Annotated in this window: 21 protein-coding genes and 3 tRNA genes; 11 read left to right on the top strand and 13 right to left on the bottom strand. The window is 65.9% G+C overall.

Going from position 1 to position 23,884, the window contains the following annotated elements; all coding sequences use genetic code 11:
- Window positions 1-23: 23 nt before the first annotated feature.
- Genes ACW7G3_RS09215 through ACW7G3_RS09185 form a run of 7 tightly spaced genes read right to left on the bottom strand, consistent with a single transcriptional unit; the run spans window position 24 to window position 7,326 of the window.
- Window positions 24-1,226: a M24 family metallopeptidase gene (locus ACW7G3_RS09215; RefSeq protein WP_456982464.1), complete on the bottom strand. Its 1,203-nt coding sequence runs from the start codon at window positions 1,224-1,226 to the stop codon at window positions 24-26.
- The gene (locus tag ACW7G3_RS09210) at window positions 1,223-2,818 is read right to left on the bottom strand and encodes an aldehyde dehydrogenase (NADP(+)) (protein ID WP_456982463.1); all 1,596 of its coding nucleotides are present in this window, start codon (window positions 2,816-2,818) and stop codon (window positions 1,223-1,225) included. Before ACW7G3_RS09210 ends, ACW7G3_RS09215 begins: the two co-directional genes overlap by 4 nt.
- Window positions 2,819-2,820: 2 nt before the next feature.
- Entirely contained in the window at window positions 2,821-3,723 is a 903-nt protein-coding gene (locus tag ACW7G3_RS09205; protein WP_456982461.1) for a dihydrodipicolinate synthase family protein, read from the bottom strand.
- A 1-nt stretch (window position 3,724) separates the two neighbouring features.
- Complete coding sequence (locus ACW7G3_RS09200; RefSeq protein ID WP_456982459.1) at window positions 3,725-5,026, bottom strand: FAD-dependent oxidoreductase; 1,302 nt, start codon at window positions 5,024-5,026, stop codon at window positions 3,725-3,727.
- Window positions 5,019-5,279 (bottom strand): (2Fe-2S)-binding protein, encoded by a 261-nt coding sequence (locus ACW7G3_RS09195; RefSeq protein ID WP_456982457.1) that lies wholly within the window; start codon window positions 5,277-5,279, stop codon window positions 5,019-5,021. The genes ACW7G3_RS09200 and ACW7G3_RS09195 overlap by 8 nt, the downstream gene beginning before the upstream one ends.
- Window positions 5,276-6,406 (bottom strand): NAD(P)/FAD-dependent oxidoreductase, encoded by a 1,131-nt coding sequence (locus ACW7G3_RS09190; RefSeq protein WP_456982712.1) that lies wholly within the window; start codon window positions 6,404-6,406, stop codon window positions 5,276-5,278. Before ACW7G3_RS09190 ends, ACW7G3_RS09195 begins: the two co-directional genes overlap by 4 nt.
- Entirely contained in the window at window positions 6,379-7,326 is a 948-nt protein-coding gene (locus ACW7G3_RS09185; protein ID WP_456982711.1) for a proline racemase family protein, read from the bottom strand. The genes ACW7G3_RS09190 and ACW7G3_RS09185 overlap by 28 nt, the downstream gene beginning before the upstream one ends.
- Window positions 7,327-7,500: 174 nt before the next feature.
- Here ACW7G3_RS09185 and ACW7G3_RS09180 point away from each other — a divergent pair, with 174 nt between their 5' ends.
- A complete protein-coding gene (locus tag ACW7G3_RS09180) occupies window positions 7,501-8,202 on the top strand; it encodes a helix-turn-helix domain-containing protein (RefSeq protein WP_456982456.1) in 702 nt (233 codons plus the stop codon).
- A gap of 119 nt (window positions 8,203-8,321) precedes the next feature.
- Here ACW7G3_RS09180 and ACW7G3_RS09175 read toward each other — a convergent pair.
- Window positions 8,322-8,415, bottom strand: a tRNA-Phe gene (locus ACW7G3_RS09175).
- 130 nt (window positions 8,416-8,545) lie between these two features.
- On the opposite strand from ACW7G3_RS09175, the gene ACW7G3_RS09170 reads away from it, so the two are divergent.
- The 7 genes from ACW7G3_RS09170 (at window position 8,546) to ACW7G3_RS09140 (ending at window position 12,408) form a co-directional block, all read left to right on the top strand.
- On the top strand, window positions 8,546-9,886 hold the full coding sequence (locus ACW7G3_RS09170; protein ID WP_456982454.1) for a tyrosine-type recombinase/integrase: 1,341 nt from the start codon (window positions 8,546-8,548) through the stop codon (window positions 9,884-9,886).
- 59 nt (window positions 9,887-9,945) lie between these two features.
- Window positions 9,946-10,311 carry a hypothetical protein gene (locus tag ACW7G3_RS09165; RefSeq protein ID WP_456982452.1) on the top strand — a complete coding sequence of 122 codons (366 nt, stop codon included), beginning with the start codon at window positions 9,946-9,948 and terminating at the stop codon, window positions 10,309-10,311.
- 1 nt (window position 10,312) lies between these two features.
- Entirely contained in the window at window positions 10,313-10,828 is a 516-nt protein-coding gene (locus ACW7G3_RS09160) for a hypothetical protein (RefSeq protein ID WP_456982450.1), read from the top strand.
- Between the two features lie 72 nt (window positions 10,829-10,900).
- Window positions 10,901-11,098, top strand: coding sequence for a helix-turn-helix transcriptional regulator (locus ACW7G3_RS09155; RefSeq protein WP_456982449.1), 198 nt, complete (start codon window positions 10,901-10,903; stop codon window positions 11,096-11,098).
- Between the two features lie 8 nt (window positions 11,099-11,106).
- Window positions 11,107-11,346 (top strand): hypothetical protein, encoded by a 240-nt coding sequence (locus tag ACW7G3_RS09150; protein ID WP_456982447.1) that lies wholly within the window; start codon window positions 11,107-11,109, stop codon window positions 11,344-11,346.
- Window positions 11,343-11,687 carry a helix-turn-helix domain-containing protein gene (locus tag ACW7G3_RS09145; RefSeq protein ID WP_456982445.1) on the top strand — a complete coding sequence of 115 codons (345 nt, stop codon included), beginning with the start codon at window positions 11,343-11,345 and terminating at the stop codon, window positions 11,685-11,687. Before ACW7G3_RS09150 ends, ACW7G3_RS09145 begins: the two co-directional genes overlap by 4 nt.
- Window positions 11,677-12,408, top strand: coding sequence for a helix-turn-helix domain-containing protein (locus ACW7G3_RS09140; RefSeq protein ID WP_456982444.1), 732 nt, complete (start codon window positions 11,677-11,679; stop codon window positions 12,406-12,408). Before ACW7G3_RS09145 ends, ACW7G3_RS09140 begins: the two co-directional genes overlap by 11 nt.
- A 104-nt stretch (window positions 12,409-12,512) precedes the next feature.
- Here the strand turns inward: ACW7G3_RS09140 and ACW7G3_RS09135 are convergent, their stop codons facing one another.
- Window positions 12,513-12,689 carry a hypothetical protein gene (locus ACW7G3_RS09135; RefSeq protein WP_456982442.1) on the bottom strand — a complete coding sequence of 59 codons (177 nt, stop codon included), beginning with the start codon at window positions 12,687-12,689 and terminating at the stop codon, window positions 12,513-12,515.
- Between the two features lie 466 nt (window positions 12,690-13,155).
- Between ACW7G3_RS09135 and ACW7G3_RS09130 the strand changes: the two genes are divergently transcribed.
- Together ACW7G3_RS09130 and ACW7G3_RS09125 are read left to right on the top strand one after the other, a co-directional pair.
- On the top strand, window positions 13,156-14,460 hold the full coding sequence (locus ACW7G3_RS09130; RefSeq protein ID WP_456982441.1) for a phage major capsid protein: 1,305 nt from the start codon (window positions 13,156-13,158) through the stop codon (window positions 14,458-14,460).
- Window positions 14,461-14,602: 142 nt separating this feature from the next.
- Window positions 14,603-18,301, top strand: a complete 3,699-nt coding sequence (locus tag ACW7G3_RS09125) for a hypothetical protein (protein WP_456982440.1) — start codon at window positions 14,603-14,605, stop codon at window positions 18,299-18,301.
- 65 nt (window positions 18,302-18,366) lie between these two features.
- On the opposite strand, the gene ACW7G3_RS09120 is transcribed toward ACW7G3_RS09125, so the two are convergent.
- Window positions 18,367-18,442: transfer RNA gene (locus tag ACW7G3_RS09120), tRNA-Phe, on the bottom strand.
- Between the two features lie 173 nt (window positions 18,443-18,615).
- Between ACW7G3_RS09120 and ACW7G3_RS09115 the strand changes: the two genes are divergently transcribed.
- Window positions 18,616-18,690: transfer RNA gene (locus ACW7G3_RS09115), tRNA-Val, on the top strand.
- Between the two features lie 165 nt (window positions 18,691-18,855).
- Here ACW7G3_RS09115 and ACW7G3_RS09110 read toward each other — a convergent pair.
- The 3 genes from ACW7G3_RS09110 to ACW7G3_RS09100 form a co-directional block, all read right to left on the bottom strand.
- On the bottom strand, window positions 18,856-19,098 hold the full coding sequence (locus ACW7G3_RS09110) for a hypothetical protein (RefSeq protein ID WP_456982438.1): 243 nt from the start codon (window positions 19,096-19,098) through the stop codon (window positions 18,856-18,858).
- Between the two features lie 37 nt (window positions 19,099-19,135).
- Entirely contained in the window at window positions 19,136-20,746 is a 1,611-nt protein-coding gene (locus tag ACW7G3_RS09105) for a serine hydrolase domain-containing protein (RefSeq protein ID WP_456982437.1), read from the bottom strand.
- Window positions 20,747-20,810: 64 nt separating this feature from the next.
- The gene (locus ACW7G3_RS09100) at window positions 20,811-23,705 is read right to left on the bottom strand and encodes a TonB-dependent receptor domain-containing protein (protein WP_456982436.1); all 2,895 of its coding nucleotides are present in this window, start codon (window positions 23,703-23,705) and stop codon (window positions 20,811-20,813) included.
- Window positions 23,706-23,884 lie beyond the last annotated feature (179 nt).

Here is a 23,884-nt window from a genome sequence, read left to right as displayed (position 1 = left end):
CCCCGGACCGCATCAGGCCCCGGTCATGCGAACGGTTGGTCGATGGCCACCGCCGGCGCCGTGAACCACTGCGCACCGTCCGTGGTGACGTGGAAGTGGTCCTCCAGGCGCACGCCGAACCGGTCTGGAACCACGATCATCGGCTCGTTGCTCGCGCACATGCCCGGCTCAAGCACGGTGCGGTCGCCCCGCACCAGGTAGGGGGCTTCGTGGATGGCCAGGCCGCAGCCGTGGCCAGTGCGGTGCGGCAAGCCGGGAAGGCGATACCCGGGGCCCAGCCCCGCCGCCTCGATCACGCCCCGCGCCGCGGCATCCACCGCTTCGCAAGTCACTCCCGGCCTGGCCGCCGCAAACGCGGCCGCCTGGGCCGCCTGCTCCAGATCCCAGATGCGGCGCTGCGCGTCATCAGGCCTGCCAAAACACCAGGTGCGGGTGATGTCGGAGTGGTAACCCTGGACCGCGCAGCCAGTGTCGATCAGCACCAGGTCGTCCGCGGCCAGCCGCTGCACTCCCGGCACGCCGTGCGGAAACGCCGTGGCGCTGCCGAACTGCACGATGCAGAACGCGGACCCGGCGTCGGCTCCCAGCGCACGGTGGGCTTCATCGATGAAGCGGACCAGTTCGTCGGTACCAATTCCCTCGCGTGCCACCCCGGCGGCCGCCCGGTGCACCTGCAGGGTGATATCGCAGGCATGCTGCATCAGCGCCAGTTCGGCATCCGACTTGCGCATGCGGCAGCCGTCGATCACCGGGGTCGCATCGACGATCCCGCTGATGCCGTGGTGGGCCGACAGCCCCGAATGCACCGCGAACGCAGCGGCCGGATCCAGGGCCACGATCCGCGCCCCGTCTGCGACCATTGCCTCGGCCACCAGCGCATACGGATCCTCGTGCTCTTCCCACAGGTGCTTGCGTACCGGAACCTGCAGCACCGCGTCCAGCGAACCTTCCTCGAACGCCGGACAAACCAGCACGGGGTCGCCCCGGCCGGTGAGGAGCAGCGCCACCAGGCGTTCGCTCGCGTTCCACGGCACGCCGGTGAAGTAGCGCAGCGATGGGCCCGCAGTGACCAGCAGCGCGTCCGCGCCCAGGCTGCGCATCAGCGACCGTGCGCGCTCGATGCGGCGGCCGTGCTCAGCGGAGGTTATCGGCGCTGGCGCCGACCCGGAGGGGCTCAGCAGCGCCCGCGCCCCGGCCATCGTCAGGTGCCCGATCTGCGCGCTCATCGCACACCCTCCAGCGATTCCCGGCTCCACTCCCCGTCGGCCAGCCGCCACACGCCGGCCGGATTGGCGTCCTGCAGTTCCGGAGGAAGCAGATGGTCGGGGGTGTGGTCGTAGCTGTGCAAGCCGGCGAACCGCCGGATCGTGCCGGGCAGGCCAACCGCACTGAAGCCCGGATGGGAGCTGGACGGGTACGGCCCGCCATGGTTCATCGCCGGGCTGACGGCCACGCCAGTGGGCATGCGGTCGAAGATCACCCTGCCCACGCGGGGACGCAGGACCGGCAGCAGCGCCGCGGCGGCGGCATCGTCGCTGCGATCCGTGGCCCGGTACACGGTGGCGGTCAGGTTCCCTTCCAGCGCTTCGGCGATCGCCAGCCCCTGCCCGGCATCGCGACAGCGCACGACCAGCGCGGCCGGCCCGAAGGCCTCGGACTGCAGTTCCGATGCACCGGCAAAAAATTCCCTGGCGCCAACCGTCAGCAGCACCGGAGTGGCACCGAACCCCGTTACTTCCCCCGGCTGTCCCTTCGCGACCTCCACCGCGCCGGCAGCGCGCAGCCGTGCAAGACCGGCCAGGAAGCCCTCCACGCCGCCGGCCGAGAACAGCGGCGTCGCCGGAGCATCACGGAACCGGGACGCCACCGCCTCGACCAGCGCATCGCCCGCCTCGCCCTCCGGCACCACCACCACGCCGGGCTTGGTGCAGAACTGGCCGCTGCCCATGGTGCAGGAGGCGAAGAGTTCGCCGGCGATGTCCGCGCCGCGCTCGCGCAGCGCTCCTTCCAGCAGGAACACAGGATTGATGCTCGACATCTCGGCATAGAACGGCACGCCAGCCGCGTCGGCCAGGGCCTTCAACCGCAGGCCGCCGCTGCGGCTGCCGGTGAACCCCACCGCGCCAATTGACTGCTGCCCAACCAGCAGGTGACTGTCCTCGGCCTGGACGCCGTACAGCACCTGTATCCCTGCGGCCGGCAGCCCGCACGCAACCAGCGCCGCGTGCGCGATGCGCGCAAGCGCCTGGCTGGTGGCCGGGTGCAGCGGATGGACCTTCGCGATCACCGGATTGCGGGCCGCGATAGCCGAGACGAAGTCGCTTCCCGCCACCGCGTTGAAGGCGAACGGGAAGTTGTTCGGCCCGAACACCACCACCGGCTTGCCCAATGGCCCGAACATGGAGCGAAGTCCACCGGCGGTGTCGATCACTGGGTGGGTCCAGCTCGACTCGCGCACGGCTCGCGCCGCCTGCCGGAGCTGGCCGGTGGTGCGGACGAGCTCCACGTCGCGCAGGCGGGGTGCTACCGGCAACGCGGTTTCCGCGTGCGCCAGGTAGACCAGCGCGTCCGCGTCGGCCTCGATGCCGTCGGCGTAGCCCTCCAGGAACGCCGCGATCCGCTCCGGAGGCGCGGCCGCCATCGCCGCCGCCGCGCCGCTGGCCGCCGCAACCGCATCAGCGACCTCCAGCCGGCCGCTGACCGGAAACTCCGGGCCGATGGCATCCCCGGTGAGCGGAGAGCGGGCGCGCAGCGAGTGTGCCGGATCCACCGGATCCCGCCACTGCCCGCCCACCAGTACCTGCTGAAGGTCACCCATGTTCAGACCTCCGGACGATGCTGGAGGGCATGTTCGATGACGCGCACCGCCGCTTCGCGCTCGGCGCCAGTCACCTGCAGGCGCGGAGCACGCACGCGCTCGCTTCCCCAGCCCACGTGCTGCTGGGTCAGCTTGATCATCTGCACGAACTTGGGCCCCACATCCAGGCGCAGCAGCGGCAGGAACCAGCTGTACAGATCCTTGACCGCCGGATAGCCTCCCTGGAGCGCGCGCTCGAACAGCACCACCGATTCACGCGGGAAGGCGTTGACCTGGCCCGCGATCCAGCCCGTGGCGCCCATCGCAATGCCTTCCACGATCGCGTCGTCGATACCCGTCATCAGCACCAGCCGGTCGCCGATCAGTTCCTGGATAGCCGCCAGGCGGCGAATGTCGCCGGATGACTCCTTGACCGCTTCCACCTGCGGGAATTCGGCAGCCAGCTCGGCGATCTGGGCCGGGGTGAAGTCGGTCTTGTAGGCGATCGGGTTGTTGTACAAGAGGATCGGCAGATCGGTGGCGCGGATCACCGCGCGGATCGACTCGCCCATTTCCGCCCAATCGGTGGAATACGCGTATGGCGGCAGGATCATCAGGCCGCGCGCGCCTTCCTGCTTGCAGGCCTTCGCAAGGCGTACCGACTCGTCGGTCGACAGCGCCGCGATGCCGGCGATCACCGGGGCGCGATCGCCGATGGCCTCGACCAGAGTGCGTACCACTGCGACCTTTTCGTCGAAAGACAGGGTGGCGCTTTCCCCGAGAGAACCCAGCGGCAGGACACCCGAACACCCTGCATCGAGTTGCCACAGCGCGTGCTTGGCGAGGAACCCGTGATCTACTTCGCCGTTCTCGGAAAACGGCGTAGTGATTGCGGGAATGACGCCTTGCCACATGCTCTTGCTCATTTCATGACTCCTGGAGAATTGCCCGCTGGCGCTCCGGGCCCACGCCCGAAAGGGCTGCCAGCGGAATGGGAAAAATCGGAAAGCGGAAACCGCCCCTTCGAATGCCTCGCATTTCAGCGATGGCGCTACCGCAGATACGGCCCTGGCAAGGGCCCATGCCGCAACGGCTGACCAGCTTCATTTCGCGGTCGCTGCGGTGGCCCTCGAGTTCGCCGCAGGTCACGTCTTCGCAGCGGCAGACCACGGTGTCCGCCTCGGCCAGCGCGCGGACTTCATCGCGCAACCTGAAGCCGCGCTGCAAGTGGGATGCGAAGTGCCGTGCACGGATCCGCCGGCCAAACAGTCGCCGTGCACGCTCCGGCATCCCGGCGGCGGCCAACCCGGCGATGGTGCCTTCCACCCGGGCGCAGTCGACGCCGCCAATCCCGCACGCCTCGCCGGCGGCGTAGATGCCCGCCACGCTCGTGCCCTGAAAGTCATCGACCGGAACGACCGGATGCGCCGCGCCATCCTCAAGGCGGCAGCCCAGCGCATGCGCCAGCTCGACGTTGGCCACCAGGCCGTAGCCGCACGCGAGCATGTCACATTCAACGCGCTTCACCCGCCCGGCACGAACGATGTCAACCGCGGTGAGTCCAGCATCACCATGCGCCCGCACAACGTGGCTGCCCAACCGGTAGGGCACCCCGCGCAGAATCGTGCGCAGGCGCAGCGCCTGGCCCAGCTTGCCCGGCCAGCGCCACAGCCCCGCTGTGAAAGCGGCCACAGCCGCCGGGCCGGCCTGCTCATGAATGCCGAGCACCTGCGCGCCGTGTCGATGCAGGGTGGCTGCAGCGGCCAGCAGCAACGGGCCGCTGCCCGCAACCACCACGCGTTTGCCGCGCACCCCACACCCCTGCTTGACCAACGCCTGGGCCCCACCGGCCCCGGTCACCCCGGGAAGGGTCCAACCCGGGAACGGCAAGAAAAGCTCGCGCGCGCCGGACGCAATCACCAGAGCTTCGAAATCCACCTGAAGCAGCTGCGCATCGACGCGGATCACCAGGCGCTGCCCGGTCGCCCCGACAACTTCCGCCTGGCGCAACTGCTCCACGCCCAGATCTTCCAGCCGCCCCTGCAGCGCATCCGCCTCGGCGGGCGCACCGAAGGCGACATCGCGACGCCATACCTGGCCGCCCGGGGCCGGCTGCGCGTCCACCAGCAGCACGCGCCTGCCGGAGGAAGCGGCGGCCACCGCAGCGGACATCCCCCCCGGGCCCGCACCGACCACGACCACCTGGAAGCTGCGCACCTGCTCACCCATGGGTGCGCACCTCCATGCCGGCGACCACCGGCAGGACGCAGGTCCGCACTTGCTCGCGCCCGTCCACGGTCGCGCGGCATTCGAAGCAGACGCCCATCCCGCACAGGGCCCCCCGAGGCTCACCCCGGACCGAGCGCCTGGACGCAGCGGCGCCGGCCGCATGGATCGCCGCCACCACCATGCTGCCCTCGGCCACGCGGACGGGCGCGCCGTTGACGCGCAGCGTGACCTCGCGTGTGGATGCGGCGCTCACGCAAACCTCCGTGCCGGGTCGTAGGGCGCCGGGTCGATCGCCGGACTGCGGCCACCCAACAGATCGCACAGCAGCCGCGCGGTTCCCAGGGCCATGCTGACCCCGAGGCCCTCATGGCCCGCGGCCACCCACACCCCAGGCTGCTCCGGCACCGCACCGATATAAGGCCGGCCATCCGGCGTGCGCGGCCGCAACCCCGTCCACACCCGGATCGCCTGCAAGGCCCGCAGCCCCGGCATGAAACCGCAGGCCCGCTCGACCATGCGCCGCAGGACCGGGAGATTGACATCGTCCCCGGCACTATCCTCGCGGGAAGAACCAATCAGCAGCTGACCGGTCGGGCGCGGCTGCACGTTGAAAGCCACGCTGACCGGCTCCTCCCCCTGGGCGCTGTCGGCGTAACCCACCTCCAGCACCTGGTGCCGCACCCGCCCGGGGTGTCGGTCCGTCACCACCAGGTGCCCCTTCCTCGCCGCCATCGCCAGTGCAGGCACCAGGGCGGCCGTGGCCAGCCCGGTCGCCAGCAGAACCTGTCCGTCCAGCCTGCTGCCATCGTCAAGCAGGACTCCGCCCGGGCGCAGCCGGACGACGCTACGCCCCTGGTAAAGAACAGCCCGGGACCGGAGGCAGCGGTCAAGCATCCATTGCACTGCACGCGGGGGATAGACAATCGATTCATCCGGCACCAGGAGTCCCCCGGCCATGCCCGGGGCAAGCTCTGGCTCGAGTTCACGCAGCTGCGGTCCGGTGACGGTTTGCGCGCGCACCCCCGCTGCCTCCAGCCTGGCCAGCTTGGGGGGGATCGCCTCCGCGTCCTGCTCGCCCGCGGCGACCCACAGGGTCCCGCAGCGCCGGTATTCGGCCACCTCCAGGCTCCCGTGGCTGTTCCACAGCTCCAGCGAATAGCGGCACAGGGCGAACTCCGAAGGTTCATCGTCCATCGCCACCAGATGGCCCATCGACGCCGCAGTACTGCCCCCGCCGAGCGCCGAATGCTCCACGATGGCGACGGAGAGTCCGTCCACCACGGCCTGCTCGGCGCAGGCCGCACCAATGATGCCGGCTCCCACAACGATCAGATCGAATCCGGCGGAATTGCTCACGCCGACGACCCGTTGAATCCCCAGGCGAACGGATCATCCGGATCGATGACCAACTCGCCCCGGGCCATGATCCATGCCTGTCCGGTGACCTCCGGAAGGATCCCACGCTCGCCCTTGTGGTAGCGCCCTTGGAACCTGCTGCCGAGGATGCCTTCCTGGATCCAGGTCTCGCCCTCGGCAAGCAGCCCGTCGGCTGCCAGACACGCCAGTTTCGCGCTCGTACCGGTACCGCAAGGGGAACGGTCGTACGCTCCTCCAGGGCACATTACGAAGTTGCGAGATACCCCGGGGGTGTCCGGCGACGGCCCGCTGATCTCGATGTGATCGATCAGGCTGCCGCCTTCACCAGTGATTCCCGCATCGGCCAGGGCCCGCCGTACCGCAAGGGTATAGCGGCTGAGCTCGCCCTGTCCTTGCAGTTTCAAAGGCACCGGCGTGTCCCGGGTGATGAAGAACCAGTTGCCGCCCCAGGCGACATCACCCGTGACCTGCCCGTAACCGGGAACAACCACGGCCACATCGCGCGCATGACGGTAGCTCTCCACGTTCGAAACGGTGACGGCTCCGTCTTCATGCAGCCGCACCGCAACCGTGCCTACCGGCGTTTCAATGCGGTGCTGCCCCAACCCGATCCTGCCCAGGTGCGCCAGGGCCCGGGTGACGCCGATCGTGCCGTGGCCGCACATTCCCAGGTAGCCGACGTTATTGAAGAAGATCACGCCGGCGCAGCATTCCGGATCCACCGGCTCGACCAGGAGCGCACCTACCCAGACATCCGAACCCCGCGGCTCGCACACGATCGCACTGCGCCAGCGGTCATGCTGTTCGCGAAAAACCTCGCAGCGCCGGGCGACGGACCCCTCACCCAGGGCCGGGAAACCTGACACGACGATCCGGGTCGGTTCGCCAGCGGTATGGAAGTCGATGAACTGGATCGTCTGCATGCGGCCATCTTCCGGCGGGCCGCCCTGGAGCCGATAGCACGACATCTCTGAAGACGATGCGGAAATGTGCATAATCAAAGTGCATCGGCGTCTGAAACCCGCGGGTTTTCATGCACTTATGAAGTAACCTATAGTTTGCGGATGTCGCAATACGGTCTAATCAGGGGGCCTTGAATGCACACTAGGCTATGCTCCACCCAGATCCAGGAGATGTTCGACGCGCTGCCCGACGTTGTTTTTTTCATCAAGGATGTTGGCGGCAACTACACCCACGTGAACCTCACCGCCGTGCAGAGGCTGGGGCTCAAAGATCGCTCGGACCTGATTGGTCGAACCGTGAGCCAGCTCTTTCCCGATCGGCTCGCCAGCTCCTACCGGGCGCAGGACAACCGGGTGCTGCACGGACATTCGATCGAGAACCACCTGGAAACCCATTTCTATGCGAACCGCGCCCCCGGCTGGTGTCTGACCTTCAAGCACGCGCTGTATTCCGGCAGCGAGGTCATCGGCATGATGGGAATCTCCCGCGACCTGGGGATGCCGGACGATCGTCACTCATCGTTCAACCGGCTGCAGAAGGCCGTCGACTACATGCGGGAGAATTTCGACTCTTCGCTCCGAATCAAGACCCTGGCCGATATCGCCGGGATCTCGGTCGCCCAGCTCGAGCGCCTGTTCAAGCGGGTGTTCCAGCTCACCCCGCAGCAAATGCTCACCAAGACCCGGATCGAAGAGGCGATGCGACTGCTGCAGACGGACATCTCCATCGCCAAGATCAGCCAGGCGTGCGGCTACTTCGACCAGAGCGCCTTCGCCCGGCAGTTCAAGGCCACGGTCGGGATGGCCCCGCGGGATTACCGCGCCCTGTCGCACTGATCCGGGACCGCGCCGGAGCACACCTGCAAGGCCCGCCGCGGCAGGGCGCCTGACCGGAGAATTTCCGGACAAAAAAAAGGGGCCCGAGGGGCCCCTTACTCATAATTCATTGAGAAACATGGTGGCCAGGGAGGGAATCGAACCCCCTACACGGGGATTTTCAATCCCCAAGTAAAGCATTTCGCACATCTCACGGAAGCCACTCATGGCGCCATTCTCCGGCTCGTAAACAGCCAAACAATGCGGACTTGTTGACTTCCACGGGGACAAACGGATACAAAGGGGATACAAAGCTACTACGCGAACCGCCGGAGAATTGCCGGAGAAATCGGAGAAAGGCAGCGTGGCAAAGTTCCCCTTTGATGACCGTTCCATCCGTGCATTGCCGGCACCGGCGAAGGGCGTGCGCATCGACTACGACGATGGCCCGGTTCGTGGCCTGGCGATCCAGACCAGCTACACCGGTGACCAGCGATTCCTCATGGTCTACGTGGCCAAGGCCAGCGGTCGCGAGCGGCGCATGGTCATCGGGGAATACGGCCGGGCGCCCAAGCTCTCTGTGTCCGCAGCACGTCGCCTGGCAGCCGAGAAGCGCGCGCTGGTCGACCTGGGGCGGGATCCATGGCAGGAGGCGCGGGACGCGCGCGCAGAAGCCGAGAAGCAGGCGAGCCGGACCGCCGCAACCTTTGGGGGCCTCATGGCCGCCTATGTCGAGCACCTCAAGGGCGGAGGCAAGGCCAGCTGGCCCGAGGTTGAACGTGCCATCGAGCGCCATATCACCCCGCGCAAGGCACTGGCGGCCACTCCTGCGGACCAGATCACGATCGATGCCGTGATGCCGGTGTTCCACGGCCTGACCCGACAGGGGAAGCTCCGGGAGGCTGAGAAGCTCCGGGCCTACATGCGAGCGGCCTACACCGCGGCGCGCAAGGCCAGGACCGACGCATCCATGCATGCGTTCGAGGGCTTCTCGATCACCACCCACCCGCTCCTGGATCTGTCCGTGTCCCGGCCCAAGGAAGCCGCCGACAAGGCCGCCGTGGCAGCGCGCGAACGCAAGTGGGCATTTTCAGAGGCGCAGCTGGCGGCCTACTGGCGCCGACTCAAGGCGGACACCTCGCCGGCGGGCGCCCTGCTTCGCTTCCACCTACTCACCGGTGGCCAGCGGGTGGAGCAACTCTCCCGGCTCACCGTCCACGACTACGACCCCGACGCACGGACCATCACGCTCCGCGACACCAAGGGCCGGCGCCGGACCGTATACGAGCACGTGGTGCCCCTGCTGCCGGAAGCCGTCAAAGCCCTGGAGGCAATGCGGACGGATGAGCCTGCAGGTCCCCACCTGTTCACGCTCACGGCCGGCGCTACACCCGCGGCCTACCACTCAGTCTGGGAGGCCACGCAAGCCGTCGCTGAGGCAATGGTTGAGGCCGAGGAGCTCCCACGGCTGTTCACACCAGGGACGATCCGCAAGACCGTAGAGACGCGCCTTGCGGCCAAGGGCGTCTCCCGTGAGATACGCGGTCGGCTGCTGTCGCACGGCCTGGGCGGCGTCCAGGACACGCATTACGACGATCACACCTACATGACCGAGAAGCTCGCCACGCTCGAGAAGCTGCGCGCGCTGCTGATGCCCAAGGGCAGGGTCATCAAGTTCCCGGCAACCGCCGGTAGCAAGCGGTGAGGCCGGGCGTTGATCCCGCCCGACCTCACCTTCCACAACCGTTCAACAGGAGAACGATCATGGCAAACGAGACTTTAGCTGACCCGCAGCTTATCGAGCTGTCATTGAGCGAAAGCTCGGCCCAGGAAGATCAATACACCGACACGTGGCGGAAGTGCACCACCATCCCCCTCGGCATCACCTGGAGGCTGGCCGATACTGAAGAAGCTGTGGTCGGGTTGGCGGGTGTAACCACCCTCCTGTTGCGCGACCTTGCCCACGAAGAAGACAGCTTGACGAGTGACGGTGTGAAGTACACCAAGCTCAACGGCAATGAGCGAGCCAGGCTGGCGTCAGCGGTCCGCAGCCTTGTGAGAACGGCGGAGCACGGCTTTGAAGATGTGCGCAAAAGGCTTGAAGAGCAAGCGGACCGCAAGAGCGGATGACGTGAGCAAGAAGCGAGCCGATGAAGGGGGTGGTGCAACGCCACCCCCAGAGACTGAGCGGAAGGGGATGGATGTTCCAGCTCTGAGGGAGTACTTCCTCAAGGATTACCTGGAGGCCCGCGATGAAGGTGACCCCGACGCTGCCCTAAGCGTGCACTCCGAGCTCGCTGAAGCCTTGCGTGCCGGCGAGCTGACGCCTTTCATGGTGGACTTGTTGGCGGGCATGCACGAAGCCATCGCCGCAGGTGAGCCGCCGGGGGTCGCTATGGGCATGAAGAAGCCCTCCCATCGGCCGCCGAAAATCCTGCGCGATAGACGCATCATCAACAGTGTCGAGGGCAAGTTGAGCGCGAGTCGCATGATCGAACGTGACCCGAGGGTGCGCCAGTTACTCGCGATTGAGACGTTCAAGCCGCCATCCAAAACCGAAATCTTCAAGCGCGTAGGGAAGGAGTTTGAGCTCCACTGGACGACAGTTAAACGCATCTACCTGGATTACAGGCCAGTGAAGGAGTGAAAAGCAGGGGCTATTAACGCTCCGCTTGTGTGCTCACTAATAGACACACCCCAACAAAAGGAGGTGTGTCCAGTGTCATCCTTACTCGCCCAGAAACTCACCACACGGGAGCTGGCCGCGGAATTGAAGCGCGCGCCAGGAACCATCGCGCGCTGGCGCCGGCTGCGCATCGGCCCTCCGTTCCAGCGCATCCACAGCCGCGTGCTCTACGACCGACGCCAGGTTGAAGCCTGGCTCGCTGCACAGAGCAGCGAAGGCGGTGGCCAATGATTCCGGGCATGGACAGGTTCCGCGGCGCCGCTACCGGCGCCAGGCGTTTAGCCGCGACGATCAGCGGCCTGACGGAACGCCACGCCGCAGAGATTCCCGGCCTGGTGGCAATGCCCAGCGGCCGCAGGGGCGCCCGATCGATGGCAGAGGAAATGCAGACCCTTGCGAAGGCCGCCCGCCAGTTGGCCCAGGCGGCAGAGGCCTGCCACGCCGAATTTGCTCGCCACCTTCCGGATGACGACGAATGAACGATTCCAACAGAAACGCCCTGGCCGGTGACGCGGCTCAGGGCGCGGAAAACGCAGGCTTTGCGAGGCTGCCCAACGATTCTAACACCGGCACCCCTCCCCGCCCTCAGCCAGGTACAGCGCGCGCTGCAGTCCTGGACGCGCTCCTGGCCGGCGAACACCTGACCAGCCTCAGTGCCTGGGAGAAGTACGGGGCTTCCCGGCTGGCGGCAGACGTCTATGCGCTGCGCCGAATGGGTTGGCGGATCATCGGTGTAGATGCCTGCGTCGCGTGCCGATACGGGCGCTCATCAGTCGTCAAGGCCTACAGCTTGGACCGGGGCCCGAGGCATGAACGATGAGTCGACGCTGCTGCAACAGCACTTGCTACTGCGCAATGCCTGTGTCGATCCGAATCTCAGCAATGCAGCCAAGGCGGTGCTGGCTGTGATTCTGGACCACTACAACATCCGCCAGCGGACGGCATACCCGGGCTTCGATCGGATGGCCCGGATCGCCGGCATCCACCGCTCATCCGTGATGCGCGCCGTCGATGCCTTGGAGGCCGCTGGTTACCTGGAAGTCACGCGCCGTGAGCGCCGTGCCAACGTCTATTCAATCCCCAGCTGGCCAACCACACGCGACTGGCCGGGTTCAACTGGTAGCACCGGTGCCACCAGTCCAGCCGAGCAAGAGAACCAAGGACAATCTCTGCAGAACAGCAGAGTTGCACCTCGCAGGGGCTCTGCTGTCGAACGCGTGCGAGCGAACGTGGAAGCGGCTGAGCGCAACGACCGTGCAACTGGTAGCGCCCATGCCACCAGTCCGCACGCAGCCCACGGCATCACTGGTAGCACCGGTGCAACGCAACTGGTAGTACCGGCGCCCTCAACTGGTAGCACCGCTGCACACCAACTGGTAGCACCAGCGGTACCCGAACCTTCTTTTAAACCTACTGAACCTGCTGTTGAACCTGCGGCGACGGATCAGCTCGCGAACAAGAGAGCCTGGATCAACCATCGGTTCCGACTCGGAGACCTGACGCAAGAAGAGGCAGCCGCGGAGCTGCGCGCGCTGTGCTGAGGCACCAGGGGGATCTGCGAATCTGCAGATCCCCCTCAACTGCACAGATCCGTGCAGTTTGCGGGGGATCTGCAGATTCGCAGATCGGGGGGGGGCCATGAAAGTTAAAAGCCATCCACTTTCGCGACACGTGCGCCCAGCTGAATTTTCGCACCGTCAAAATTGAGATTTGAAAAAATGAGCGACAGAGCCAGGCTGGTAGCCCTCACCAAGCGAGCCATTGAGCGCCGCATGATGCGCGGCGGCAGGACCAAGCGCGAGGCGTTGACGATGATTGCCACGACGCCGCACGCTGAGCTGTGGGAGATGTTGCCGCTCCGGGTGCGAGCGCGGATTACCTGGATGGCTCGGCACCGATGAACACACAGGTCAACCAGCTCGCGCAGTTGCGCGCAACATTGGACGGAACCGCACACGCTACTGCGCAGCTTCTGCGCCGAGAAGCCGAGGCAGCGGGTTACTGGATCTCAGCGGATGGCCGAATCGGGGAATCCGACTTGGCGGCACTGTTGGGCATGACGCCTGGCGCATTGGCGAACCGGAGACGTGAGGGAACGGCGCCAGCCTCCTACGCGCTGGGCGGCGGAAAGCATCGTGTCACATATCGCTTGATCGACGCAGCGCGCTGGATTGAATCGCACCGGGGATAAATCGAGTCGGCGGACCCCATGTAACCCCATCGGACCTGATGGTTCGGAGGTGCCGGTCGGCCGATGATGCGAGCAAATCCCGAACACGAGGGTCGGAATGCCCGGCTCAGCAGAAGAAAAAGTACAACGAATCCTGCGCGACCAGGGCTACAGCACCAAAGAGGTCGGAGCGTTGATTCGGGACGCCCGGGCAGCTTTTCAGCAAGAAGCTGCTGCCGATAACCCCACCATCAGGAACCAGAACATGGGCAACCCCAGCGAGATAAAAGCTCTTGTCGAAAGACTGAACAACGGCTTTGATGACTTCAAGGACCGCTACGACCAGAGAGTTGATGCCCTGACCAAGGGCATGGATGAGCACGCCACCAAATTGGCATCCATCGAGATGAACGGCGGTCTGTCTGCTGGTGGATTGGCCGGTCCGGCCGCCGGCGCTGCCGCCAGCAAGAGACTGCGGGAGAACGGCCAGTTCGAAGAGGCCGCCCTCGCGGTGTCCAGGGGCTCCAATCCCGCCCCGTTCGCAGCCCGAATCCATCTCGACTCCAACATCAACGCGGCGTTAACCAATCCTGACAAGGGCGGCGAGACGGACAGCGAGTTTCCATCGCGCCCCGACTACCAGGGCATTCGTGGTCCGGTGCAGCGCACCCTGACCCTGCTGGACGCACTGCCGATCCGGAAGGTGAGTTCGGATGTTGTCGAGTTCATCCAGATGGGCTCCAGCGGCGACGCGGGCTATCAGCTCAAGGAAGGCGACGAGAAGCAGGAAGTTGAGTTCGAAGGCGAGCTCAAGCGGGCATACGTGGCGACCATCGCCGGCCACACGACTGCTAGCCGCCAGGTCCTCGAGGATGAGACCGCGCTGCAGGCACTGATCGACCAGATCCTCCGCCACAAGGTGCGGGGCAAGCTGGAGTTTGAGACGGTGAACGGCGCCGGCGGTTCCGGGCAGATCCACGGTCTGCTGAGCCAGGCGCAGGCATTCACCCCGGACATCGGGGTGACCCCGGCCGACCGGATCGGAGAGGCATTGGTGACGCAGGCGGACGCCGGGTTTGAGCCGAACTTGATCGTCTTGAACCCGCGGGACTGGTTCCGGATCCAGCTCACCAGGAAGAACACCACGGACGATGAGTACGTCTTCGGGTCGCCGACCGTGCCGGTGCCACCTTCGCTGTGGAACACCCGCATCGTGCGAACACCGAGCCTCGCTGCCGGCACTGCCCTGACGCTCGACACCAGATTTACCACCGTGCTGGATCGCCGGCAGGTGTCGGTTCTGGTGAGCAATAGCCACAAAGACAACTTCACCAAGAACCTGATCACCATCCTGTGCGAGCTGCGAGCCGGTCTGGAGGTGATCGACACCCGGGCCGTCCGCAAGTTCGCCCTGACTGAATAACCGAACGGTTAGGCGCGACGGGGCCCGTTCGGTTTCTCACAGCACCCCCTAGCGGTCGGTCTGCCTACCGGCGAAAGAAACAGGCACGGCCCTGGCTCGGATGGCTCACCCGGGCCAGGGCCTTTTCTTTTAGGAGGGGGCGATGAGTCTCTACACATTGACAGTTGATTTATTGGCGAAGACCGGCTCCTTCGGGCGGGACATGGGCAAGGCCGCGTGGATCGCTGACCGGGACGGAAAGCGCATCGAAGCGGCGGCCTTGAAGATCGGGGCGGCCCTGGGCACTGCCGTTGCCGGCGCCGCCACCGGCATCGCCTTCATGGTCCGGCAGAACATTGCGGCGATGGAGTCCACGTCCAAGATGGCCGGGCAGATCGGCGTTGCGACGGAGGAGCTGACCGCGCTCCGCTATGCCGCTGAGCAGATGGCTGGGGTGTCGAGTGGCCAGTTCGACATGGCCCTTCGCCGGATGACGCGCCGGATTTCTGAAGCCGCCGCCGGCGGTGGCCCGGCCGCCAAGGCAATCGAGTCCATGGGGCTCAGCGCAAAGGAGCTTGCCCGCCAGTCTCCGGACGAACAGTTCCGCCGCATCGCTGATGGGATCAAGGCGACCGGCGACCAGGGAGCGCGGCTGCGTCACGTCATGGCGCTGATGGACACCGAAGGCATGCCCTTGGTGAACATGCTGCAGCAGGGCGCCGCGGCCACCAGGGAGTGGGAGCTCGCCGCTGCAAAGCTGGGCTTGACCTTCACCGACGCTACGGCGCGCCAGGCGGAAGAGTTCCGGCAGACGATGGACCGCGTGAACGCGGCAGTGGCAGGGTTCGGCCGGCAGGTCACTGCCGAGCTGCTGCCGGACTTACTGCACCTGACTGATGAGTTCGAGAACGTAGCCGCTGAGGGAGACCGGGTAAACGAGACGGCACAGGACGTTGCCAACTCGATCCGGGCCATCGGCACGGCGACCAGGTTCGGCATCGACGGGCTTCGCGTCTTTGGGCACGTGGCGGCAGGTGCTTGGTCTTCCATGACCCCGTGGGTTGATGGAATGGAGCACTGGCGGAAAGCCGGTGGCATTGCCCGCGGTATGTTTGACGGGCAGGACCGGGACCTGTCCCCCGTCTTCGCCGGTGAAGGGAGAGAGCCGGCCGGCCTGTTCCGCATGACTGAGGCCCAGCTTCAGCAGCAACGCGCGCGCCAGGCGGCAGCAGCGGCTGCGGCAGGGTCGGCGCAAGCAGAAGCAGCGACCCGTAAGGCGCAGCTGGAGCTGGAGCGTCAGCTCGAAGCCATCGCCCGCTATAACCGCGAGGCTGAGATGGTGGCCGCCACGATGGCCGGCCCGTTGGAGGCAGCGGAGGAGTCGCACCGCCAGCGCCTGGCCGAGATCCGGAAGGAGCTGGACGCCGGCAATATGTCCCAGGAGGCGGACAACGCCCTGAAGGCAGACGCCACCGACCAGCTGGAGCGGACCACGCGCGCGCTGGAAGCCCAGATGCGGGCGCCTGATGATCTGCTGGGGGCCATGCGGGAAGAGATCGAACTGCTGGGCATGATCGGCCCCGAGCGCGACCTGTACCGCCGCGGGCTGCAGGCCGAGCACCAGATGCGCAACGCTATCAACCGGGCGAATGAGGCCGGGGCCGGGATCAACGATGACGTGGCCGCCAGCCTGATCCGCCAAGCACGCAGCTATGCAGTCACCAGCCAGGAAGTGGAGGAAGCCACCCGGGCGGTTGAAGACTGGCGCTACACCATCGGCCGGAACGTGGAAGGCGTTGCAGACCTGTTCTCGGATTTGTTCTCGGGCCAGATCAAGGGCACCCGCGACTTCTTCACCGAATTGAAGGACATCTGGAAGCGCGGCTGGTGGGACATCGTGCGCATGTCGCTGCAGCAGTCGTTCGTGAACCCGATCCAGAAGGCCATCTCGGGCATGCTCAATCGCCAGGGTTACGCCGCCGCCGGCGTCGGTCCGGCCAACCTGGCCCAGGGCTTCGCAGGGAACCTGCTGCTGGGCAGTGGGGCCACGGCCATCGGTGGCGGCGCGGCCGCTGCTGCTGGGGCTCCAGGATGGGCAATTCCGGGCTATGGCGTCGGCACGGTTGATCCGGCTATCGCCGCGGCCTCCGGCATGGGCAAGGGCGGGCTGTCGGGCGGCCTGCTGACCGGGAGCTTCAAAGGCGGGTTGCCGTACGCATCCGCCGCCCTGGGCGCCATGGGCGCGTACTACGGCCTCACGCAGCGCGGGAACAATCCGCTGGTGTCGGGCATCGCCGGCCTCTCCTACGGGGCTGCAGGCATCGCGGCAGGCGGCGCCATCGCTGGCGGGCTGGGAGCGATGGGAGCCGGGGCAACCCTGGGGACTGTAGGCGCCGGTGCGGTGTCTGGTGCCACCGGAGCGATGGGCACCGCCGCTGGCATGGCGGGCAGCGCAGGTTGGATCCCTGTCGTGGGCTGGGCGCTCGCCGCCGTGGCCGTGGTCGACATCATCAGCGGCGGGCGACTGTTCGGCACCAAGTACAAGCCGCAGAACGTCACGCAGCAGCTCGGGATCGATGCCAGCGGCGGCATGGTGTCCGCGTCCGTGCATGAAACCCGCAAGCGGTCCCTGTTCCGAGGCACGGCTCGCCGGGATCGGGAGCTCGACGCCACGCCTGAGCAGCGGCAGGCCGCGCAGGACCTGTACGAAGCAATGGAACGGGTGGCCCGGTCTGCATCGCGTCAGCTGGGCCTGGCCACGGTCGACATCATCGCCGGATCTGTCGCCCAGGTTTACGATCGCGACGGCGAACTGCAGTCGGAGTTGTCTCGGGTGTTGGGGCAGACCTACGCGGAGACGTTCGAGGAATTCACCAGCCGCCTAGCCAGTGAACAGCTCATCGCAGCAGTGGCCCGGATCGATCCAGCCGCAAACCGCATTGCCCAGGACTGGCGCCGCTCGGCTGAGGTGCTGGCCGGCGGCGCCGAGTTCTTCATGACGGCCGCCAGCGATGCCCGCAACGGCATGGACCTGTGGACAGGCATTGGCCTGCAGGCGCTCACCGACTTCGTCGAAAAGATGCAGATGGCGGATGAGTCGCTGGCACGGACCTATGCCCGGGTGGCCGGGACCGCCGGCGAGTACGGCAAGCTGGTCGCTGATATCAACACCTCGATCATGACCGATGGCCTGAACGAAATTCAGCGGCAGGCACTCGAGGTGGAACGGAACTACCGCCAGCAGGTGAAGGCTGCCAACGATTACGCCAAGGCTCTGGGCCTGTCCGGGGCGCGGTCACAGGACCTGGCCAAGATCGAAGAGCTGCGCGCGCTGAACATGGGCAAGCTGCAGGCCCAAATGGAAGCGAGCAACGCCGCCTTCCTTGGCCAGCTCGGCCTATCGGACCTGTCGACGCTGCGCGATGACCAGAAGCTTGCCGAGGCAATGCGCCAGCTGAGCGATGCCGCGGGCACCGGCGACACCCAGGCGGCGCAGCAGGCCGCGCAAGCCGCGCTCGGGTTCGGGCGGAACCTCTACGCCAGTGGCCGGGACTACCAGGCGCTGTATGACCAGGTGACCGGCCAGCTCAGCGGCATGACGATGGTTCCTGCGGATCTGGACCAGGGCCGGTTGGCTGATGAGATTGACGCCATGCACGAGGGCATCAGCCGCGCCATCTTCGAACTGGCGGCGCAGGGCGAGCACACCATCACCGCGCCGATCCGGGCGGAGCAGCAGAAGACGAACGAGCTGCTGGGCCACGTCATCGATCGCCTGGACCGGATCCAGGGGAACACTGACCAGCGAAGCCGGGAGCTGCGAGACAGTTTGAATTCCAGGCACGCGGTGTTGGTGCGCTGACCGGAGAACTGCCGGAGAAAAAAAAGGGGCCCGAGGGCCCCTTACTCATAACTTATTGAGAAACATGGTGGCCAGGGAGGGAATCGAACCCCCGACACGGGGATTTTCAATCCCCTGCTCTACCAACTGAGCTACCTGGCCGGAATACATTGCACGGCCAAACCGTGAAAGCGGAAATGATACGTAGCGAACTGCGTTTGGGCAAGCCTTTGTGCATTGCCTTCACACGGCAAGGGTCAGTACTTGTCCCTCGGACGCAGGCACCGTAAACTAGCCGGCCCGCCGAGGCCCAACAGCCCCGGCACGCAGCATCAGGGCGGTTAGCTCAGCGGTAGAGCATTGCCTTCACACGGCAAGGGTCAGTGGTTCGATCCCACTACCGCCCACCAGATCTATCAGTCCGGAGATCTCCATCCCCGTGCTGCAAAAAAAACCCCCCAGGCTCTGGCCCGGGGGTTTTTTGTTTCCATGGAGGCCCCGGAGCCGCAGCGGCAATCCGTGCGCCACTGCTCCGAGGCGCGAAACTGCCGGGCATATGCCCGGCAGGCCGCAACTCAGCCCTGGGGCGGGCTCAAGGCAGCACGCCACTCGTCCAGGAAATGCCGCACGGCACCCCAGCGGCGCTGCACCAGCTCCGGGGACTGGCTGAGATTGTTCTCGAACACCTGGGCCACGCCATCAAGGTCTTCCCAGAACTTCGGCTTGTCAGCCACTGGCCTGACCAGAGTCAGCAGCATGACTTCCATGGCCATCAACTTGGCTACAAGCAGATCGGTTTCGTTTGGGGGCTGGGACATCTTTGATTCCTGATATGTGGGGCTGCAAGGATACCGGTCAGCGCACCGGGCAGTCGCCGGTGCGCACGAAAGCCAGGTCCTGGAAGTTGTAGCTGGAGCCGACGCGCGGATTGATGCGGGTCACCGCCAGGGTGGGCTTGCCGCCGTCTTCGGGCTGGCTGAAATCCAGCCACGGCTCGGCGCTCACGGTCACTTCGCTCCAGTCCACCAGCAGCCGCCCACCGCTCTCCATGACGGTACCGGTGAGCATGGGCGAGCGTTCGGAGGCGAACTGCACCTGGCCCCCTTCAACAGCGCATACCGATGCGCGGCCGAACCAGAGGTCTTCATAGAGACCCAGCCAGCGCGTCATGGATGCAGGCTCGGCTGGCACTCGATCGCTGGTGTCGGGCAGCGGCTCACCATCGGATGCCAGGCCGGCCGTTGCCGCGCGGTCCTGCTCGATCAGGTTGGCGTAGTGGTTCACGTCCAGGCCGCTATCCGGATTGGTGAAATACATGCCCAGCGCCTGCCCCAGCGCGCTCCGGGCGTCACCGCCCGAGCCGTTGATCATCAACACGAAACCAGCGTCCTTCTGGGGCAGCAGGGTCAGCGCCGAGAACATCCCTGAGAGGGTTCCGGTGTGGCCGACCTTGAACATGCCGCCGCTGTCGCTGATCCGCCAGCCCAGGCCGTAGGCGTAGAAACTCGCGCCTTCCCAGTCGCGCATGCGCTGGCCCAGTGGCATCGGCATGTGCACGCTCCACAGGTTGCGACGCTGCTCTTCCGACAGCCACGGCTGTCCGTCCGTCAGGCCATGGGTGTCCGGCTGCAGCCACATCTGGATCCAGGAGGTCATGTCGCGCAGGCTGCAGCGGATACCACCGGCCGCTGCCATCGGCACCGCGGGCACTACTTCGCCATCCTCGCGGATGACCACGTTGCTGCCGTCCAACTGCATGTGCGGCTGGGCCACGTTGCCCACATCATCCCGCTGCCACTCACCCACTTGGCAGCGCTCCAGACCCAGTGGATCAAACAGCTCCTGGCGCAGCGCCTGCTCGTAGGACCCGGCACCCGATGCCGCCGCAGCCACTTCGCCAGCCACGATATACATCACGTTGCTGTAGTTGTAGCGAGTACGGAAGCTGGATGCCGGTGGCAGGTGGGCAATGCCGGCCACTACCTGCTCGCGGGTGAACAGATTGGGCTCCGGCCACAGCATCAAGTCGCCAGCTGCAGGTCCCAGGCCGCTGTTGTGGATCACCAGGTCGCGGACCTGGATCTGGTCGCTTACCCACGGATCGGCCATGCGGAAATCAGGAAGGTGCCGGGTCACCGGATCGTCCCAGGCCAGCTTGCCCTGGTCCGCCAGCCGTGCCAGCAGCGCAGTGGTCATTGCCTTGCCGTTGGAGGCGATCTTGAACAGCGTGTCCTCATTGATCCGGTCGCCCTCGCCTGCACGCAGCTCACCATCGGCGCGCACGTAGATGACCTCGCCATCCTGCACCACGCCCACGGCCATGCCAGGCAGGTTCCAGCGCTCCATGGCCTGGTCGAACAGCTCATCCAGCCTGGGGTTGGCCCAGGCCGGCGCCAGGGCCAGGGTGGAAAGGATGGCAATTGCGCAGGAGCGCTTCAGCAGTGGGGTCATGCGCAGCGGGGTCATGTTTTCATCCAAATAAAAAGCCGGCCGCACCATGAGGTGTGCGGCCGGCGAAGTGGAGCCTGGTTCAGAAGCGGTATTCGGCAAGCAGCGAATAAGCCCGCCCACGCGGATCGGCTACCCGGGGCTCCCAGCCCGCACCGCTGGCCCAGTCATTCTTGTGGGCAGTGAACGGCGGATCGCGATCGGTCAGGTTCTTCACTCCGAACACCAACCTCAGGCCTTCGAAGCCGGTGTAGCTCAGGCTGTAATTGTAGGTGACATAGCGGCCCACATCCGGATCCCAGTTGCTGGGGATGTAATGGCCGCTGGAGACGCTTGTGGGCTCTTCATCCTTGTAACCATGACGGTAGATCTGGGTCAGGCTGTGCGCCCAGTCGCCCTTGGCCCAGGAGAAACCAAGGGTGTGCTTCCACTTCAGGGGCAGGCTCCAGTAACGGATGTAGTTGCCCACCAGGTTGTCCGAATACGGCTGGGACTCCAGCAGCTTTTCCTGGTAGTTGTCCAGGTAGCTGCCGTTGAAGTTGACCCGATAGCTGCCGCCCGCCAGCTCGCCCATGATGTTGGCGTCCAGCTCAAGGCCACTCATCAAGGAACCACCGGAGTTGATGAAGCGGCGGTCGATCAGTTCCACATCACCATTGGCATCGCGGATCCAGTTGTTACGGAACAGCTCGTAATTGTCACGCAGCACGTCCAGATCCGGGCCCGTGCGGATGGTGTTGGTGCGCTCGATCTCCCACCAGTCGAGGCTGGCGTTGAACCAGTCGACCGGCGCAAATACCACGCCCAAGCTCTTCTGGCGCGCCTCCTCCGGCTCCAGATCCGCCTTGCCGCCCACCAGGATGTCGGGACGGATGGATTCGCACCCCGGCCGGGAATCATCCACCACTCCGCCCGGGCACTTCTCCGGGTCGGCCACGTCCAGGGCGGTGTTCTGGGTTGCAGTGGCGCCACTGAACAGCTTGCTGAACTCCGGCGCCTTGAAGCCGGTGCTGTACGCGCCGCGGAAGGCCACCGCGCCGATCGGTTTCCACATGAAGGAAACCTTCGGGTTGGTGGTGCCGCCGAAACCGTCATAGTGGTCGTAGCGGCCGGCCACGGTGACTTCCAGTGTGTCGTGCAGGGGCAGGTATATCTCGGTGAACACCGCCTTCACGTCGCGGCTCACGGATGGCAGGGTATTGGCCGCGTCGAACGGCGCGTTGAAGATCGCGGGGCGCGCTTCCACTTCGTGGTGGTCGCCGTTGAACTCGAACTGCTCACGCCGCAGGTCCGTGCCGAAGGCCACCTGCAGCGGACCGCCGGCGAGGTTCCAGAAGCTGGTGGAGACCACGGCGTCCAGGCTGGTCACGGTGGAGCGGCCGCCATAGAGCACCACACCCGCAGCCGAAGCCGCTTCCAGCGCAGCCAGCCCCTGCGGATTCTGCTGCTGTCCCGGCATCAGGAAGGGATTGAGCAGGCCGCTGCCGAGCACCTGCTGCAGCCCTTCCACGTAGTGATAGCCGCTGCCAAGACGTGATTCGGATTCACTGGACGCCCGCGACAGGCCCGCGCTGTACTCCCAGCGCCCGGCCTCGCCTTCAAAGCCCGCCATCACCCGGTAGGCCTTGGTGTTGGTCAGCACCTCGCGCGGTCCGCAGGCGTAACAGCGCCAGCGGTAAGCAATCGGCGCGCCGTACTCGAGCTGGTCCGGGCCGAAGAAGTCTTCAAGCGACCCGTACACCATGTCGTAGGTGTCCCGGGTCAGGTCATTGAGCGGGAACCAGGTGCCTGGATTGAACGTGGCCGTGGCGGTGGCGCTGGAGGAGATCTGGTTGGGCTCGAACTGGCGGTTCACGTCCACGTCCGAGCCCATGAACTCCACGAATGCCTGACTCGCCTCGCCCACCTTGAAGGTGGCCCGCCCGATGAACTGCACGCTCTCCTGCGGCTGCTGCATCACCGCCGCGGCCGGGTAGTCCCACGAACAACCATATTTGGAGGCGACGTTGGTCGCCGTGGTGGCCCAGAGACGGTAGTCATACGGCCCCATCATGGGGTCGCCGGCTTCGCAGCCCGGGCCGCCAGGCAGGTTCAGGGTATTGACCCCGTTCACGACCTGCCCGGAGTCCGGATCGATCAGGCCCGCCCCGGTCATCGAGTCGGCCAGGTTGAAGATGGTGGCGAACGGCGTGCCGCGTGTATCGGGCGAGAGGCCGCGGCTGGGCTGGAAGCTGTTGGAGAAGTGGCGGGCGTTGCCGCGCAGGATGTCGTTCTTCTTCACCGAGATGGTGGCAAATGCATTCCAGCCCCGGGTGTCCAGGTCACCGCCGCCCACCAGCAGGTTGGAGCTGTAGATATTGCCGCCGCCCTCCTCGGGCAGGTCGACGAAGCCGCTGATCTGCGCACCGGAGAAATCATTGCGGGTAATGAAGTTGATCACGCCGCCTATCGCATCGGTGCCGTACACCGCCGAGGCGCCGTCGCGCAGCACCTCGACCCGGTCGATCGCTGCGAAGGGAATGGAGTTCAGGTCAACCGTGGTGCCCCGCAGTCCGTGAGCGGCGACTCGGCGGCCGTTGAGCAGCACCAGCGTGGCGTCCGCGCCCTGCCCGCGCAGGTTGGCACCCGACACCCCGTTGTTGCCACGCAGGTCCGCCGGCGCGATACCGGCGTTGGCCGACAGGTTGTCCGATCCGTTACCGCCGATGTTGAGATAGCTCAGCAGTTGCTCGGCCGAGGAGATGCCCTGCGCCTCGATCCGTTCCCGCTGGATCACCGTCACCGGAAGCGCGGCTTCCACATCGGTGCGCTTGATCCGGGATCCGGTCACCCTGACCGTATCGAGAGTCTGGGCCGAGGCCTGCGACGGCTGTTCGGCCTCGGAGTCCTGTGCCGCCGCAATTCCCGGCAGCGCAAGGCCCAGCAATACCGCAACGGCAAGATGACTGTGTTTCAGGAACGGCTGACTCGCATGCATTCGTGCTCTCCGGTGAAAGTAATGCCGCTGATCAAGAGACACGGGCAGCCGGACAACAGCGGGTGACACGCTCTGCCGGGCACACTCCCATTGACGGGCGTGCCGGCAGCGTCATGTCCAATTCAACCGCTCCTGCGGTAAAAGCCTTGCTCCCCTTGCCCCTGGACGGAAGCATGCGA

The sequence above is a fragment of the Luteimonas sp. A478 genome (assembly GCF_054052025.1).
This window is presented reverse-complemented; position numbering and strand designations above follow the sequence as displayed.

What these genes read in the sequence shown, in the direction of transcription:
- ACW7G3_RS09215 (WP_456982464.1), bottom strand. Translation starts at nt 1,226, where the DNA reads ATGAGCGCGCAGATCGGGCACCTGACGATGGCCGGGGCGCGGGCGCTG.
- ACW7G3_RS09210 (WP_456982463.1), bottom strand. Translation starts at nt 2,818, where the DNA reads ATGGGTGACCTTCAGCAGGTACTGGTGGGCGGGCAGTGGCGGGATCCG.
- ACW7G3_RS09125 (WP_456982440.1), top strand. Translation starts at nt 14,603, where the DNA reads ATGAGTCTCTACACATTGACAGTTGATTTATTGGCGAAGACCGGCTCC.
- ACW7G3_RS09110 (WP_456982438.1), bottom strand. Translation starts at nt 19,098, where the DNA reads ATGTCCCAGCCCCCAAACGAAACCGATCTGCTTGTAGCCAAGTTGATG.
- ACW7G3_RS09165 (WP_456982452.1), top strand. Translation starts at nt 9,946, where the DNA reads ATGGCAAACGAGACTTTAGCTGACCCGCAGCTTATCGAGCTGTCATTG.
- ACW7G3_RS09140 (WP_456982444.1), top strand. Translation starts at nt 11,677, where the DNA reads ATGAACGATGAGTCGACGCTGCTGCAACAGCACTTGCTACTGCGCAAT.
- ACW7G3_RS09200 (WP_456982459.1), bottom strand. Translation starts at nt 5,026, where the DNA reads ATGGGTGAGCAGGTGCGCAGCTTCCAGGTGGTCGTGGTCGGTGCGGGC.
- ACW7G3_RS09150 (WP_456982447.1), top strand. Translation starts at nt 11,107, where the DNA reads ATGGACAGGTTCCGCGGCGCCGCTACCGGCGCCAGGCGTTTAGCCGCG.
- ACW7G3_RS09145 (WP_456982445.1), top strand. Translation starts at nt 11,343, where the DNA reads ATGAACGATTCCAACAGAAACGCCCTGGCCGGTGACGCGGCTCAGGGC.
- ACW7G3_RS09105 (WP_456982437.1), bottom strand. Translation starts at nt 20,746, where the DNA reads ATGACCCCGCTGCGCATGACCCCACTGCTGAAGCGCTCCTGCGCAATT.
- ACW7G3_RS09205 (WP_456982461.1), bottom strand. Translation starts at nt 3,723, where the DNA reads ATGAGCAAGAGCATGTGGCAAGGCGTCATTCCCGCAATCACTACGCCG.
- ACW7G3_RS09100 (WP_456982436.1), bottom strand. Translation starts at nt 23,705, where the DNA reads ATGCATGCGAGTCAGCCGTTCCTGAAACACAGTCATCTTGCCGTTGCG.
- ACW7G3_RS09130 (WP_456982441.1), top strand. Translation starts at nt 13,156, where the DNA reads ATGCCCGGCTCAGCAGAAGAAAAAGTACAACGAATCCTGCGCGACCAG.
- ACW7G3_RS09180 (WP_456982456.1), top strand. Translation starts at nt 7,501, where the DNA reads ATGCACACTAGGCTATGCTCCACCCAGATCCAGGAGATGTTCGACGCG.
- ACW7G3_RS09185 (WP_456982711.1), bottom strand. Translation starts at nt 7,326, where the DNA reads ATGCAGACGATCCAGTTCATCGACTTCCATACCGCTGGCGAACCGACC.